This is a genomic window from Terrabacter carboxydivorans, assembly GCF_039532035.1.
Taxonomy (GTDB): Bacteria; Actinomycetota; Actinomycetes; order Actinomycetales; family Dermatophilaceae; genus Terrabacter; species Terrabacter carboxydivorans.
Genome location: NZ_BAAARE010000013.1, coordinates 43,536 through 57,242, shown reverse-complemented (window position 1 = coordinate 57,242; position 13,707 = coordinate 43,536). Strand labels below are relative to the sequence as shown.

The following is a 13,707-nucleotide window of genomic DNA, read 5'->3' as shown; positions in this document are numbered from 1 at the left end:
GAGAAGAAGTTCATGGTGTGTCAGCGGCTGTCAGCCGGCGGGCTTCACCACGGTGATGCCGTAGTTCGGGTTGGTGGGCGTCGGGGGGATGATGTCCCCTACCGGGATGAGGTCCTTGAGGAACCAGCCCGAAAGACACCGCTGCGACGCACTCGTGCCACAAAGGGTATTAGGCGGCCTGATGCTGACCTGGCTCCCGTAGGTCAGGCGCCAGCCGGATAGGTAGAAGGCTGCGAAGCCGGCGATGTGGTAGTAGGTGTTGCTTCCAGTGCCGGAGTTGCAGTTGTCACCTGCGATGGGCTGCCGACCGGGGTCTGCGTTCATCATGCAGTCAAAGATCGGGACGTAGAGCACCGTCCCGCGCAACGGATCAAACAGCGAGGTGCTGCAGCCGTTGTTACCGGTATCGCCGTGGATCCAGGCGTTGTCTGTCACAATCCCGGTGCACGACCCCGTGAGCCCGTCGAGCCACGCGAAGCCGCCCGGCGCGGTGCCGCCAGGGCTCGAGGTGTCACACGTCGTGTCGTTGCCCTTCGAGTAGATTGTGTCCTCGGACGTCGGCCAGTCGGGACGAGAGTCCGTGTTGGAGTAGCCAGGCCAATCACCCGAGGGGAAGGGCGGATAGTTGGTCGCGCCGGGGTAGCCGACCTGCGTTGCCCAGTCGCATTCTGACATCGCGAGTGGCACCACGCTGATCGAGCTGGGTCCGCCGGGACCCCACGCGGCGCGGGCGCAGGCCGGAACGGGGCGGCTAGCGGACGCACCGATCGCGCTACCGAACGGGGTGCTGGCCGTGTTGAGGCTTCGGATCTCAACGTAGGACAGACCACTCGAAGCTGTGGTCACCGGCAGGCAGGCACCTAGGTCGGCGGTATTCCCAGCAGCAGAGCACGTAGGCGTGATGGGCACTCCTGCCGCGGCTCCCGCGCTTGAGACGCAGAATGAGTCGACGACCGCGTTCGGTGAGTTGGCGCCAGCGAGGGACGCGAGCGCCGTCTTGACGTTTGCGGTCGAGCAGATCGTCGCGTCCCCTGTGGCGCATGCATTCGCCAACGCCATCGACGTGGCATCAGCCGCGTTCTGCACCGAACGACGCTGGGACATGACTGAACCGACATCCGCACTTATGGCCAGCATCCCGGTGACCACCCCACACGAGACGAGCACCGTGACAATGAGCGCAGCTGCCCCACGGTCACGCCGACCCGGCACCGCACCACGCTTCAGCCGCCGCATTGCATGACTCCCGTCGCACTGATGGTGCCGTCTGCGAGGTTGCCTCGCATGATCTTCATCGCTGGTCCCAGGACGATCCACTGGAAGGGCCGTGAAACCGTCACGGTCGCCTTCACGCTCGACCCGTTGGTCGAGGGACAAAGGTTCGACGCGATCACCGCGTCGGCGACTCCCGGAAGCGCAGCCGATACCCGCGCCGGCACCTCGGTCGAGGGGGCGGGGGTCGAGCCGATCGGCAGCACCACGGCGGCGCGAGCACCTTCACGTGCCGCGTTGGTCAGCTCGATCTGAGTGAAGTAGGCCCGGCCGAAGTCCACGATGCCCGCCACCACGAGGAACAGCACGGGAAGGACGATTGCAAACTCCACGGCCGATGCGCCGCGCTCACTTCTGGCCATGCCAGATCGCCCTCCCCAAAGTTTGTTTTGCGTCCAGTGCCCCCCGGCGTGGACGTGAAGCGAAGTCTCAGATCTGCGCCGCGACGTTGTTGAACGTCGTCGACAGGTTGTTGCCGAGCAGCGAGACGGCGGCGATGATCACGACAGCGATCAGGGCGACCATCAGGCCGTACTCGACGGCGGTCGCACCCCGCTCGGACCGGAGGCGGGTCTGGATCTTGGCAGCAAGCTTGGTCATCTTCTTCTCTCCCTGGTGATGAGCACGAAAGCCCGAACTACAAGATGTGAGCTCGCAGGACCCCACCACGAGCGAGACGTGGGCGCGACGCTGTTCCCCCAGCCCCGCGCCCACGACCGAACGGTCAGACCTTGGCGGCGACGTTGTTGAACGTCGTCGAGAGGTTGTTGCCGAGCAGGGAGACGGCGGCGATGATCACGACAGCGATCAGGGCGACCATCAGGCCGTACTCGACGGCGGTCGCGCCGCGCTCCTTGTTGAGAAGCGTCTGGACCTTGGCAGCAATCTTGGTCATGGTGAAGGGTTCCTCCCAGTGATGCAGGGCCACCCGATGTGCCCCCCGCTGGATGGAAGATTAGGTCGCGCAACACGCCGTGTCTTGAAAATGCTTGAAGTTCACAACACCTTCCCAATCTGCGCCTTTCGGACATCCGGAGATGGCACGGTTGGAACCTTCCGGACGCCGGCCTCGGTGCACGCCCGACACACTGGGGACGGGCAGGTTCGATATCCATGACGTCGACCAGGATCGGAGAGCAGGAGTGGTGGCTCAAGGCACGCTGACGGCAGCTGGGCACGTCCAGCGCCGACAGCCAGGCATCGGCATCACGATCGGTTGGATGGTCGTGGCCACTGCCCTCTACCTGCGCTGGAGGGCATCTGCCACATGGAATTACGTCGATCTGACGGACTTCTACCACGGTGGCCTCTCGGTCATCGACGGTGTCGACATCTACGCTCCGCGGCCCGGGGTCCTGGCGTTCAACTACCCCCCGTTCGCCGCCGTCGCATTCGTGCCGCTCGGCCTCGTCGGCCTGACGGCGTCGAAGATCGCCTTCACCGTGGCGACCCTCGTGGCCTACCTCGTCAGCCTCGTCGCCATCAGGAGGGCGCTCGGCGCCCACTGGTCCCCGGTTCTCCTCGTCGGCGCCGCCGGCCTGTCACTCGAGCCCGTCGTCCGCACTCTGGTACTCGGTCAGATCGGCGTCATCCTCATGGGTCTCGTCCTGGCGGACCTCTTCCTCGTGCCCGCACGATTCCGCGGCGTCCTCATCGGCCTCGCGGCAGGGATCAAGCTCACGCCCGCCGCCTTCGTCGTCTACTTCGTCCTGCGCCGCGACTGGCGTGCCGCCGCCGTCTCCGCCGCCACGGGGGCCACCACTATCGGCATCGGCTGGCTCGCGGCGCCGGCCTCCTCGCGCGCGTACTGGCTCGGGGGCTTCGACAAGTTCGACCGGTTCGGCGACCTGGCCTTCTCGCCGGTCAACCAGTCCGTGCGCTCCTTCGTGTCGCGCGTGGTACCGACTGGCCCGGGTTGGCCCCTGTGGGTCGCGGTCGCCGTCGCGGCAGCCCTCACTCTCTCGACCGCCCTCCTTCACGCACGGTGGGAGCAACGGGCCTGGGCCGCGCTGAGCCTGGCCGGAGCGACCCTCCTGCTGTCCCCGATCTCGTGGACGCATCACTGGGTGTGGGTCGTGCCGACGCTCGTCGCCCTCATCCACCGACGGCAACTCCTGGCTGCCGCCGTCATAGCGCTCGTCTTCTACGTCGCCCCCATGTGGGCGGTGCCGGAGACGGGTCCGCTGAGCGCCGTGCAGGTCCTCCTCGCCTACTGCTACCTGTCGGTGGCCGCGGTCCTGCTCCTGACGTCCCTCGCCAAGGCGCTGGTGGACCGACGGCCGACCCCCGCCGAGGACGTCACATGACCAGGACCGCACCAGCCGAACCGTCCACGGTCACAGTCCGGGAGGGAGCCGTGCCGGTGCTCGTCATCGTCGCCCTGGGAGCGGTCGCGGGAATCGTGGCATGGACCTCGGTCGTCGGCTCGGATGCGCTGTGGCTGAGCGCTCTCGGTGATGCCATCCGTGCCGATCGCCGCATCCCGGTCGGGGTGCCGTTCGCGGCCGCCCCCTCCGGAGACTGGGTCAACACGACGGCGCTCGGACAGGTCGTCTTCTCCGTCCTCCATCTCGGCGGCAGCCTGGGGGTCGTCGCCGGCCACGTCGTGGCCGTCACCTGCACCCTGTGGATGCTCGTCTCCGCTGCGACCAGGCGCGGCGCGCGCATCACCGGTCTTGTGGCCGCACTGCTCCTCGTCCTGGTCGGCGGCGCCGCCCCGCTCCTCATCGCTCGGGCACAGCTGTTGTCCCTGGTGCCGTATGCCGCACTTCTCGTCCTGCTCAGGCGTGAGCACGATCGACCCTCGAGGTTCATCTGGGCAGCCGTCCCCCTCGTCGCCCTGTGGGGAAACCTCCACGGGGCAGTGCTGGTCGGCGTCGCCGTCCTCGGCTGCTACCTGATCCTGTCACGCTTGCGCCGTGACCCGCGGACAGCCGTCGGCGTGGGGCTCCTCTCCCTCGCGGCAACCTGCCTCAACCCCGGACTGCTCAGAGCACCCAGCTACTACCTCGGCGTCTTCGGCGGCGCCGCCATGAGCGACGACTCCGGGATGTGGAGCCGACTCTCCCTGTCCAACCCGTTCGACCTCCTGCTGCTTGTCGCAGCAATCAGCTTGGGATACATGGCTTTTCGTGGGAGACGACCGGCTTGGGAGTATGCCGCCGTGCTGGGTCTCGGCGGAGCGACCCTCGTCGCGGCGCGCCACGGCATCTGGCTGCTCCTCTTCCTGTCCGTCCCCGCAGCCCTGGCGCTGACGAGAAGGCGGGGTGACGCCGCAACACCGAGGGAGCCTGCTTCCCGTCGGGTGTCCGCGGCCACCGCGCTGGCGTGCGCCGTCGGCGTCGCTGCGCTGCTCACGGTCCGGGCCGCGACGTTCAACGCCGCCGACGATGAAGCGTCACAACTTGCGACCGCGACCCGTGGACAGGTCGTCCTCGTCGCAGAGCCGTTGGCCGAGTCCCTGGCGGCGGCGGGCACAACGGTGTGGGTCAGCAACCCGCTCGACGCGTTCGAACACGCCGACCAGACGGCATACCTCGCGTTCATGGACGGCGACGCAGATGGCGGAGCCCGCGCCTTTGCTGGTGCAGAGGTCGTCGTGGCTCTCCCCGGCTCTTCACAGGAACGTGCGGCCGTCACCCGTGGCTTCACCGCGCAGCAGCGGGTGGGCTCCTACCTGCTGCTGCGGCGGGGTTAGCTGCTCGCGATCGCCGACCGCCCCGGGGCTAGCGACAGGGACTCCTCGGGAGCATCCTCGATGGCGCTGCCGGACAGACGGCTGTCACCTGAACCTCGCAGTCGTCGCTCGAAGGGCCGCTCGACGAGGACGTGGAGCGCGAACGAGACGCCGACGACTGCGAGGATGACCAGAGCGCAGCCGAGCAGCGACCCGTAGACCCCCCTGGAGGCGAGAAGCGGCTGGGTCAACCCCATGACCAGCGGGTGCGCCATGTAGACGCAGAAGGACCACTGGCCCAAGCTCACGAGTGTGCGCCCCTGCAGCGGCGAAGGGGCCCCCACGAGGTCGACACGAGCGTTGGCCGCGATGAGCATGACGAGGCTGGGAACCATCGCGAGGGACAACGCCCATCGGTCCTCGAAGCGATAGCCGATCGCGACGGGGAGCAGCAGCACACCGAGGTACGAGACGACGACGAACACGGCGGCCCAGCGGACTCGCAGGCGCGGCACCCAACCGCGGGTCAGGGCCATGGCGGCCAACGATCCGGCGACGAACTCGACCATGCGGAACGCCGGGAGGTGGAAGAGCCACGCACCCCACTCGGGGTCGTGGCGCTGCACGGCCACACCGACGACGTAGGCCAGACCGATGGACACACCGCCGACCACCAGAGGGCGTCGGACCCGGAGCCAGAGCAGTCGAACGAGGAACGGGAAGGCGGCGTAGAAGAAGAACTCGCACGACAGAGACCACGAGACACCCGAGAAGGACCGAACGACGGCATCATCGGGAGACCAGGCTTGAACCAGAGTGAGGTTCGCTGGGAGGGCACCCCAGTTAGGCGCCCCCGTCCACGGCAACATCGCGAGTGCAACAAACAGCAGGTGCATGGGGTAGATGCGGGCGAAGCGTCGTCGGTAGAAGCGGGCAGCCGTCGCGTCGATGTCCCACGAGTACGTCAGCACGAAGCCGCTCAGGACGAAGAAGAACGTGACCCCGACGTAGCCCGCGGCGGCGAGCCGGCCGACATCCCCAAGCCCTGGCGCGACCGCGGACAGGTGGAAGACCACGACGAGAAGCGCCGCCGCGAAGCGCAAGCTCGTCAGTGATCGTAGGTGCGCGCTTGGTACGGCGGTCATGGTTCCCCCTGCCTGGCGAGCCCTCGGCCCGCGCAAGACCCTCCGGCGAGCCCATCGCTCGTCGCATCCCCGGCGCTGACACTAGGGGTCACTACACGAGGTTCGCGGCGAGTTCCCGAAAGGTCCGATTCGTCCGACGGGAAACGGAGGCCCCTTGTCCCGACTGTGGTCATCACACTTCCGGAGTTCCTAGCGGCTTGTCCGATTCGTCGCGATAGCGTGACCGAAGGAGTGCCCCAAGCAGGACACTCCGAAGCACACCAGGGACGGGGATCCTCTTCATGGCTCGACACGATGTCGACGACAGCGTGCACGAGACCGTGCGGTCGGATGTGGTTGGTGAACCGGTCGCTGAGTCGTTGACGCGGCGCTGGTGGCTCTGGCCCCTCGTGATCTACCTGGTCAACCGCGCTCTCAACGCGGTGATGATGATCGTCGCCAGCCGGTCCGCGATCTCCCTCGAACAGTTGGTCGGGCTAGGCCATCGCCATTTCGGTACGGATGCCGGCACGGCGCCCCTTGGATACCTCGCGACCGCCACCAACTGGGACGGCCAGTGGTACTGGGAGATCGCTGCACACGGCTATCCGTTCGAGCTCCCCTCCGACGGTGCGGGACACGTCCAACAGAACGCGTGGGCCTTCTTCCCGCTCTATCCCTACCTCGTTCGTGTCGTCATGCTCGTGACGCGGCTCGACTTCCCGATCGCGGCCGTTGGGGTCTCGCTCGTCTGCGGAGCGATCGCCATGCTCCTCGCCTACCGCATCGCGCACCGACGCTACGGCCACGTCGGGGGGATCCTCGCCGTCGTCGGCCTCAGCACCTTCATCTGTTCCCCGGTCTTCCAGATCGCCTACGCCGAGGGTCTGGCGCTCGCACTTCTTCTCGGAGTGCTCCTGGCGGCCGTGACGAAGCGTTATGCGGTGGCGGCCGGCCTGCTGCTCCTCCTCGCTCTCACCCGCGGTGTGGCTGCGCCCCTAGTGCCGACGTTCTTCCTGTACGGGGCCTACCTCTGGAGAAAGGGACGGCTCGCACGACGCGACACAATCGGCCTCCTGAGTCTTACTGCATGCGCAGGGTGCCTGACGTTCTTGTGGTTCGCCATCGCCGCATTGGTCACCGGTCGGCCCGACGCTTACGTCTTGACGCAGAAGGCTTGGAACCCCGAGCTGACCGTGGTCCCGGTGATCCGGTTCATCGACCGCAACAGCGACGTCGTCGGCGGGGCCGCAGGCGCGGCGGTCATCGTCGTCGTCTGGGCGGCATTCCTGATCTGGTTCCTGACCAAGGGGCAGAAGGAGCCGCTCCTGGCGATCTGGAGCGCCATGTACGTGGCCTACCTGCTGGCCGTGACCGACTGGAACTGGAGCAACGTCCGTTACTACCTGCTGGCGCTGCCCATTCTCTGGCCGCTGCTCAGACCCGCTGCCGGAGAACAAAGCCCCGCGCAGCGAGTTGCCGTCTACTCGCTGGTCGGCGTGCTGGGGCTCGCGTCGCAGTGGTGGTACATCCGCTACTGCATGACGATCTCCCCGCAGCTGGTGCAGGTCCCCTGAGGCGCCACAGCCGGAGCCGGAGCCTACTCAGCTGATGGCGGCGGACGCCGCCGGCTCGAGCGCCGGGGGCAGCGCGGCCGTCTCGACCAGGGTCGCCGGCGTCTTGAGCTTGCGCCCCAGGGTGACGTAGGCGAACTGCCGCGCATAAGACAGTACCCTCGCTCGCACCCGCCCTCGGAACAGGTCGCCCCGGCTCAGCAGGCCTGGGTGCTCCTGCGCGAGCGTCTTGTGGAAGTCCACGACCTCCGTGTACTGGCTGCGTGCCAAGGCCTGGCTCCACTGGGTGTCGCTCAGCCGGAAGGTCGCGAGCGGCTCAGACAAACCGATGAAGTCACCCTGCAGAAGCACCCGAGTGTAGGTGTGCTGGTCGAGCACGTAGGAGAAGGAGCCGTCCCAGCCTCCAGCCCGAGTCAGGCTCATTCGGTCCAACAGCACGCACGCAGGCTCACCGAAGGGGTTGGTGCCGGACCGGATGGCCTCCCGGATGGCGTGGCGGCCACCTACCCGAGCCACCAGGCTCGGCAGCCCCCAAGACCTCAGCACGACCTCACCGGACGCCGTCACGACATCGCGCCGCGATGCCACCATGACGGCTCCTGGGTTCTCCTGCATCGCCTCTACCTGACGCTCCAGACAGGTCGGCGCGAGGATGTCGTCGCCGCACACGAGCTTCAGGTACGTCCCCGACGCAGCGTCAGTGGCGTGCTGCCAGTTGTGCTCAGGCCGGCCGCTGCGCTCGAGCGTCAGGAGCCTGACGCGGGGTTCGGCGGCGTACGCCTGAAGAATCTCCCACGTGCCGTCGGTGCTCGAGTGATCACTGATGATCAGCTCGAAGTCCGTGAAGGTCTGCGCGAGGATGGACGCCACGGTCGCGCCCACGAAGGCTGCACTGTTATAGGTAGGGACCACCACCGACACAGTCGGCCTCGCCTCAGATGCGTTCACGCGGGTGCCCCCCTGGTCAAGTTGGCACAAGCATGGCCAGCTTCCGCGAGCAACTGCTCGACCGGCGACGCGATGGTCGGTCGGGGGCCCAGTCGGTGTTCACCAGCACTCGATACACCCCTGACCGCGTGACACCCGGTGCGCCCGCCTCACTGGCGAAAGCATGCACCGCTGCGATCACGGTGTCCGCCGAATGGGGAAATGCCTGGCCATGTCTGGCTTCCACGAGCACCGCGGGACCCTGCGGAGCGATCTCTAGAGATCCGGTGGTCCTCAACACGACAAGGCCTCATTGTCCTACCAGACGATAACTGCGGCACCCCTGTGCTTGGATATGCGATGCGATGGACGAGGGACTGATCGGCGATATTGACGCCATCCGGCCGCCGACTCTCAGGAGAGGAATAGGAACATGAAAGGGTCGGGCATCGCATTTGGAAGAGCTCTCGGCGACACGACCCTCAGTCGCAAGGAGCTGCTCACTGTCGCAGCCTGTGCTCTAGCCGCTGCGGTCGTATACACCTCCTTGGCGGCGTGGCACGGCGCCTTGGGGGCTTCCCGAAGTGACGACTGGGTCTATTACCGCTCCGCGTACGCGTTTGCTCGAGACGGGGCGTTCAGCGCTGACCCTTGGGCCGACACAATGCTCGTCGGCCATGTCGCTCTGGCACAGCCCGTCATCTGGCTCTTCGGACCGTCCATCACGTATCTCCAACTCATGGTGGCGATTCTCGGATCCCTTGCGCTTCTAGGCACGTACTGGATCACTCGAAGCTATCTTTCTCGCCGCCAGTCGGCGCTGGCCACGGGCTGCCTCGCATTGGGACCGATTTACGGGACTCTCAGCGTCTCCTTCATGACTGATATCCCCGCTTTCGCCCTCGAGGTGCTTGTCTTGCTGACCGGACTGAGATCAATGCGGAGAGGTCGATTGTCCTTCCCTTGGTTCATCACGTCGCTTTGTCTAGGTTTAGTCGCATTCAGCATTCGGGAGTATGCATTGGCCGCTCCCGCGTCCGTCGCGCTGATCGCGCTGCGTCACGTTTCAGCCGTCTCACGGACTCAGATGAGACGGGTTATGACGCTTTCCCTTCTCGGACTGCTGGCTGCCGCCTGCACCTACCTTTGGAGGCATTCACTCCCAGGGTCGAGTCACGTTTCGCGACCCTCGCAGACGTTCTTGATCTCGGTCGCATACGGCTTGTCCACGATATTCACAGTATCTCTCTTTGTCTTTCCGACCACCTTTGTCTTGTCCCCTCGAACTTGGGGCACAGCGGTTCGCGTCCGGCCTCGTGCATCTCTCACAGCTGCAGCCGCAGTCGTGATCGCGTGGGCATGGCTGCTGATGAGCAACGGCTCAATCATGATGGGTAACATGTTCACGGCGCAGGGCTCCTATCCGGACACCTTGCCCGGGGACCCACCCGTCCTGCTGCCCGAGGCTGTCTGGATAGGGCTCAACATCCTGAGTTTGTACAGCCTCCTGATGCTTGTGGCTGCGGCCCTGACGGCAAATACCGAGGCGTCGGGCGGTACCGCCAATTCGAACTCCACATCGACGTCAAGGGCCGGACTCCAAATGTCCCAAGCATTCTGTCTGCTAATGCTGGGTGAGCTTTTGGTTGTGAAGTTTGCAACCCCCGGAGTGATCACAGACCGATACCTTTTCCCCTTGATCCCATTCGTAGCCGCCATCGCGCTCTCACACGCGGCACGTGCTGGCCTTTTCATTAGGAGCTCGCGCGCGATCGGTGTCGCTTCACTAGCTTTGCTAGCCCTGCTTGGAACGGCCGTGGTGGACGCGTCCGCAACTTTCGACGGCGCGAAATGGCAGTTCGCGACCTCTCTGGAGCGGACCGGCGTCGCGCCACAGTCCATAGATGGTGGGTACGAATGGTTCGGTTACCACCAGCCCGGACACATCGTTGACTTCGCTTTGGACGCCCCGGCGCGGAACTGGTGGAACAGGCTCTTCGACGACCAGCCCCCGTGTATCGAGACGCGGTATGCCGCCACTCTTTCCGAACGGGCTTCCGAAGCCAGCGCAGAACCAATCGTGGCCCGCTACCGCACACGTACAGGGCTCGGCGTCACCTACGACCTGGTCGCCGTTCGTCTGAATGCGCACTGTCTGTTTAAGAGCCGATGAGCAGCGATGGCGCGACTCATGGCGTCCCACCTACAGCGAAGAAGCTCGACAGGGCTATTCCGAGAACAGTCGATGTTCAAGGTCTTACTTTCGGCAATGGCGTTACGTAGGTGCGACCCCGGCCATAAGGCGCTTGGTTGCAGCTGACTGGCCACCAGGCCGCGAGAACACCGGACCATCGCACTGCCGTGGAAGATCTAACGTGCTTCGTCACAATTTCGAGTCTTAGCGAGCAACGCCTGGCCTACAGCGCGATCCACGCCGCCCCTGGTGTGTGTGACGTGAGGCCGCCAGTGGCTACCCGGGTGTCGGTGCTACCGACCAAAGAGCGGTCGGCCAGACCTCAACATCGCTCAAGAATCTGCTGCGCTCCTCGAAAACGAGAAGCGACTGTGCCCAAGCCAGCTGACCAACGCATTGAGTACCGTGATCGCCGCCTGAGCGGCGAGGACAGGAAGCCCGGCTACCTCCACTGCCAGCGGTAGGAGCAGGGCGTTGATGCCGAGGACCACGAGGTTAACTGACTCGAATCGCCATAGGTCGCGAATGACCGATCCCGAGACGTCAAACACAAGTCGCCGGTGCGTCATGAAGGCAAACAGGACCGTTGTGCAGTGAGCGAAGACGAGTGTCGTCATATATCCCACGTGCATGCCAACGAGGTATTGGTAGAACGCAAAGCAGACGAAGCCGAACACGGTGTTGAGGGCGCCGGTCAGAACGAACTTCACGCGCTTGTCGTTCAGGAGCAGACCGATGAACTGCTCGGACGCAGAAACCACCGGGGAAACGCTCAAGTGGACTTCCACGCTGCCATCAGCCTGTGCCGCCACGCGCCCTCCCAGAGTTCGGCGACGCTCCCGGTTCGGTGTCCGCCGCGGACCAGCATGCCTTCGCCGGGCCATCGTGTCCTCGGAATCAGAAAGTTGGGGGCCATCTCGCCTACATCGGCGGCGACACTATCGGAGACACTGCGAATCGATATATCGAGTTCCAAAGGAGATTCGTGGAGTCGACCTTGAGGGCCACGACTGTGCGGCTAGGGGTCTCGCAGTCAGACGGATTCCCGTACAAGGAGCCGAACTCCGAGGCCGTGCTCGTCATGGGGGACAAGAGAAAGCCTGCACGTGCCATGCCCAGAGGTAACCGATACGTATGGTCGACCCCGTCTGCGGTCCAGACGGTCAGGCGCAGAGGTTGCGACTTGTAGAGCGTCAGAGCCGCTAGCCCGAGCGTCGACGGGTCGATCTCGAAGGTCACAAACTGCAGACCGGAACTCGGCGACAGATCGACTCTCTGACCCAGGCGCGCTTCAGTCCCCCGTCCGGATGGTGGCGGAAGTGCTGCCGGTTGCGCAGGCCTTCGGTGCAGGATCACCTTGTCCCCAGCGAAGGTCGAAGGCTCGTATCGGCGGAGCAGCTCGACCCACGATGGACCATCTTCGGCACTTGGGTATCGATCATCGATCGCTTGGGGCGCAAAGATCACCCACTCAGGTGCCGCTCCTCCGGATAAGTGAGCGCGATTCCGTTCTGCGAGCTCGACTGAGTAGGCTGAATAGCTCTGAAATACCGGTCTCGGGGACCAGTTGAGAGATCGAGACAATACATCGGCCTGGTTGTAGGAATAGATATCTACCGTTCCGGCGAGCGCCGGCAAGGAGACATCCTGAGATATCGAGGCCACTGCACTGTTGTACTGAGTAGAAAGCGATGGGAGAGCGCCGACCGCCCTTCGGACGGCCGCGTCGGCAGACTCGACCCCTTCCAACTGGTGAGCCGGCAGAATGAGGGTCAGTGCACCCGCCCCGAATTCGACGCATACCACGGCGAGCACAATGAGGAGGGCCGCCCCGGCGCTAGTGCGCACGTTTCGGTGTGACACTGCAAGCGCTGCGATTCCGATCCCCAAGAGGGCCGAGAACGCAATGAGGAGGTGTTCGTCTGCTCGCACGAAGCCTTGCTTGACGCCTGTCGCGACGGTCGCCGCTGCCACCATGGCGAGGATGACTGAACCGATTCCGCCGATGCCCCGGATGCGTGCAAATCCAGCGCACATCGCCAGGCCTGCTATCCCCAGCAGTAGGAACGCGGGGAGCGCGCTCCAGGGGTCTCCGAGACTCATCGCGTCGGTGTAGCCGCTTGCGAGCTCGACTTCAGCGCCCGCGAACGAAGGTAGGGACTGCAGTCGCTGACCCAAGAGCAACCACAGGACGGCGACGAGGAGGGGGGGCAGAGCCAAAGAAATTACAGGCAGCCGGCCCCGTTTCAGGCAGAGGAAGAAACTCGCCGCGTAGGCCGTCAGCGCAAGAACTAGCATCGAACCTTTGACGACAACCATGACACTGATAACTAACGCGACAGCTATAAGCCAAAGCACGTTCTGTCGCCTGGACTCGCGCGCAAGGGCATTGGCGAGCCCCATGACCGCGAGGAGTGGCGCAACGAGGAGCAGTCCTTCGCGCTCGGGCAGACCAGCCAAGAGGGTTGTGGCGACAGCGGCATGAAGCCATCGCTCTTCATTGCAGGTCATCCGAAGTGCCGCCCACATGACGATGGCGAGCAGAAGGCTCAGCCCGACCGTCCAGATGTATGTGCTCGGGTGGTACATCGTGGTCACGACGCTTGACGCGGGACCACCTGTGAAGACCAGGTCTCGCCCAAAGGACATGTCGTCCGCAACAGCTGCGTTCAACGCCCACTGCCACGAGGGGTCGAGTGCCGAGTCCGGCATGGCTGGTTGGAGCGGCACCAGACGCAGCGCGAGAAAGAGCAGGGCCACGAGCGAAAAGATGCTTCGCCGCGGGGCGCTTCCTCGCATGCGCCAACGCGCCGCGCCGTCGGGCACGAGTTCCACTGCCGCTCCCCTTCGCGTGGCTTCAAGCCTGAATCACCAGGTGGACGCCAATTTCACCAGTTCCAACCACGCTGTCTTGTAGGTTCGCGCAAGTTGGTTCTGTCC

Annotated in this window: 12 protein-coding genes; 4 read left to right on the top strand and 8 right to left on the bottom strand. The window is 64.9% G+C overall.

Translation table 11 applies throughout. The features are described from left to right. Window positions 1–30: 30 nt before the first annotated feature. The 4 genes from ABD297_RS15195 to ABD297_RS15180 all read right to left on the bottom strand — a co-directional run bounded on the left by ABD297_RS15195 (window position 31) and on the right by ABD297_RS15180 (window position 2,167). Complete coding sequence (locus tag ABD297_RS15195; protein ID WP_344255875.1) at window positions 31–846, bottom strand: hypothetical protein; 816 nt, start codon at window positions 844–846, stop codon at window positions 31–33. A 377-nt stretch (window positions 847–1,223) separates the two neighbouring features. Beyond that, window positions 1,224–1,634, bottom strand: coding sequence for a TadE/TadG family type IV pilus assembly protein (locus ABD297_RS15190; protein WP_344255874.1), 411 nt, complete (start codon window positions 1,632–1,634; stop codon window positions 1,224–1,226). 67 nt (window positions 1,635–1,701) lie between these two features. After that, window positions 1,702–1,872, bottom strand: coding sequence for a Flp family type IVb pilin (locus ABD297_RS15185; protein WP_344255873.1), 171 nt, complete (start codon window positions 1,870–1,872; stop codon window positions 1,702–1,704). 124 nt (window positions 1,873–1,996) lie between these two features. Beyond that, window positions 1,997–2,167: a Flp family type IVb pilin gene (locus ABD297_RS15180; protein ID WP_020145236.1), complete on the bottom strand. Its 171-nt coding sequence runs from the start codon at window positions 2,165–2,167 to the stop codon at window positions 1,997–1,999. Window positions 2,168–2,492: 325 nt separating this feature from the next. On the opposite strand from ABD297_RS15180, the gene ABD297_RS15175 reads away from it, so the two are divergent. After that, window positions 2,493–3,578 carry a glycosyltransferase 87 family protein gene (locus ABD297_RS15175; RefSeq protein ID WP_344255872.1) on the top strand — a complete coding sequence of 362 codons (1,086 nt, stop codon included), beginning with the start codon at window positions 2,493–2,495 and terminating at the stop codon, window positions 3,576–3,578. Next, window positions 3,575–4,969 carry a hypothetical protein gene (locus tag ABD297_RS15170; RefSeq protein ID WP_344255871.1) on the top strand — a complete coding sequence of 465 codons (1,395 nt, stop codon included), beginning with the start codon at window positions 3,575–3,577 and terminating at the stop codon, window positions 4,967–4,969. The genes ABD297_RS15175 and ABD297_RS15170 overlap by 4 nt, the downstream gene beginning before the upstream one ends. Here the strand turns inward: ABD297_RS15170 and ABD297_RS15165 are convergent. Further along, window positions 4,966–6,093, bottom strand: a complete 1,128-nt coding sequence (locus ABD297_RS15165) for an acyltransferase family protein (RefSeq protein WP_344255870.1) — start codon at window positions 6,091–6,093, stop codon at window positions 4,966–4,968. The two genes, ABD297_RS15170 and ABD297_RS15165, sit on opposite strands and share 4 nt — an antisense overlap. A 281-nt stretch (window positions 6,094–6,374) precedes the next feature. Between ABD297_RS15165 and ABD297_RS15160 the strand changes: the two genes are divergently transcribed. Then, entirely contained in the window at window positions 6,375–7,649 is a 1,275-nt protein-coding gene (locus ABD297_RS15160; protein WP_344255869.1) for a hypothetical protein, read from the top strand. Window positions 7,650–7,676: 27 nt separating this feature from the next. Here ABD297_RS15160 and ABD297_RS15155 read toward each other — a convergent pair whose 3' ends face one another. Beyond that, complete coding sequence (locus ABD297_RS15155; RefSeq protein WP_344255868.1) at window positions 7,677–8,594, bottom strand: glycosyltransferase family 2 protein; 918 nt, start codon at window positions 8,592–8,594, stop codon at window positions 7,677–7,679. A gap of 412 nt (window positions 8,595–9,006) precedes the next feature. On the opposite strand from ABD297_RS15155, the gene ABD297_RS15150 reads away from it, so the two are divergent. Next, window positions 9,007–10,746, top strand: a complete 1,740-nt coding sequence (locus tag ABD297_RS15150) for an ArnT family glycosyltransferase (RefSeq protein WP_344255867.1) — start codon at window positions 9,007–9,009, stop codon at window positions 10,744–10,746. A 353-nt stretch (window positions 10,747–11,099) separates the two neighbouring features. Here the strand turns inward: ABD297_RS15150 and ABD297_RS15145 are convergent, their stop codons facing one another. Continuing rightward, complete coding sequence (locus ABD297_RS15145) at window positions 11,100–11,579, bottom strand: GtrA family protein (RefSeq protein ID WP_344255866.1); 480 nt, start codon at window positions 11,577–11,579, stop codon at window positions 11,100–11,102. A gap of 109 nt (window positions 11,580–11,688) precedes the next feature. After that, window positions 11,689–13,527 carry a hypothetical protein gene (locus tag ABD297_RS15140; protein ID WP_344255865.1) on the bottom strand — a complete coding sequence of 613 codons (1,839 nt, stop codon included), beginning with the start codon at window positions 13,525–13,527 and terminating at the stop codon, window positions 11,689–11,691. Between the last annotated feature and the right edge of the window lie 180 nt (window positions 13,528–13,707).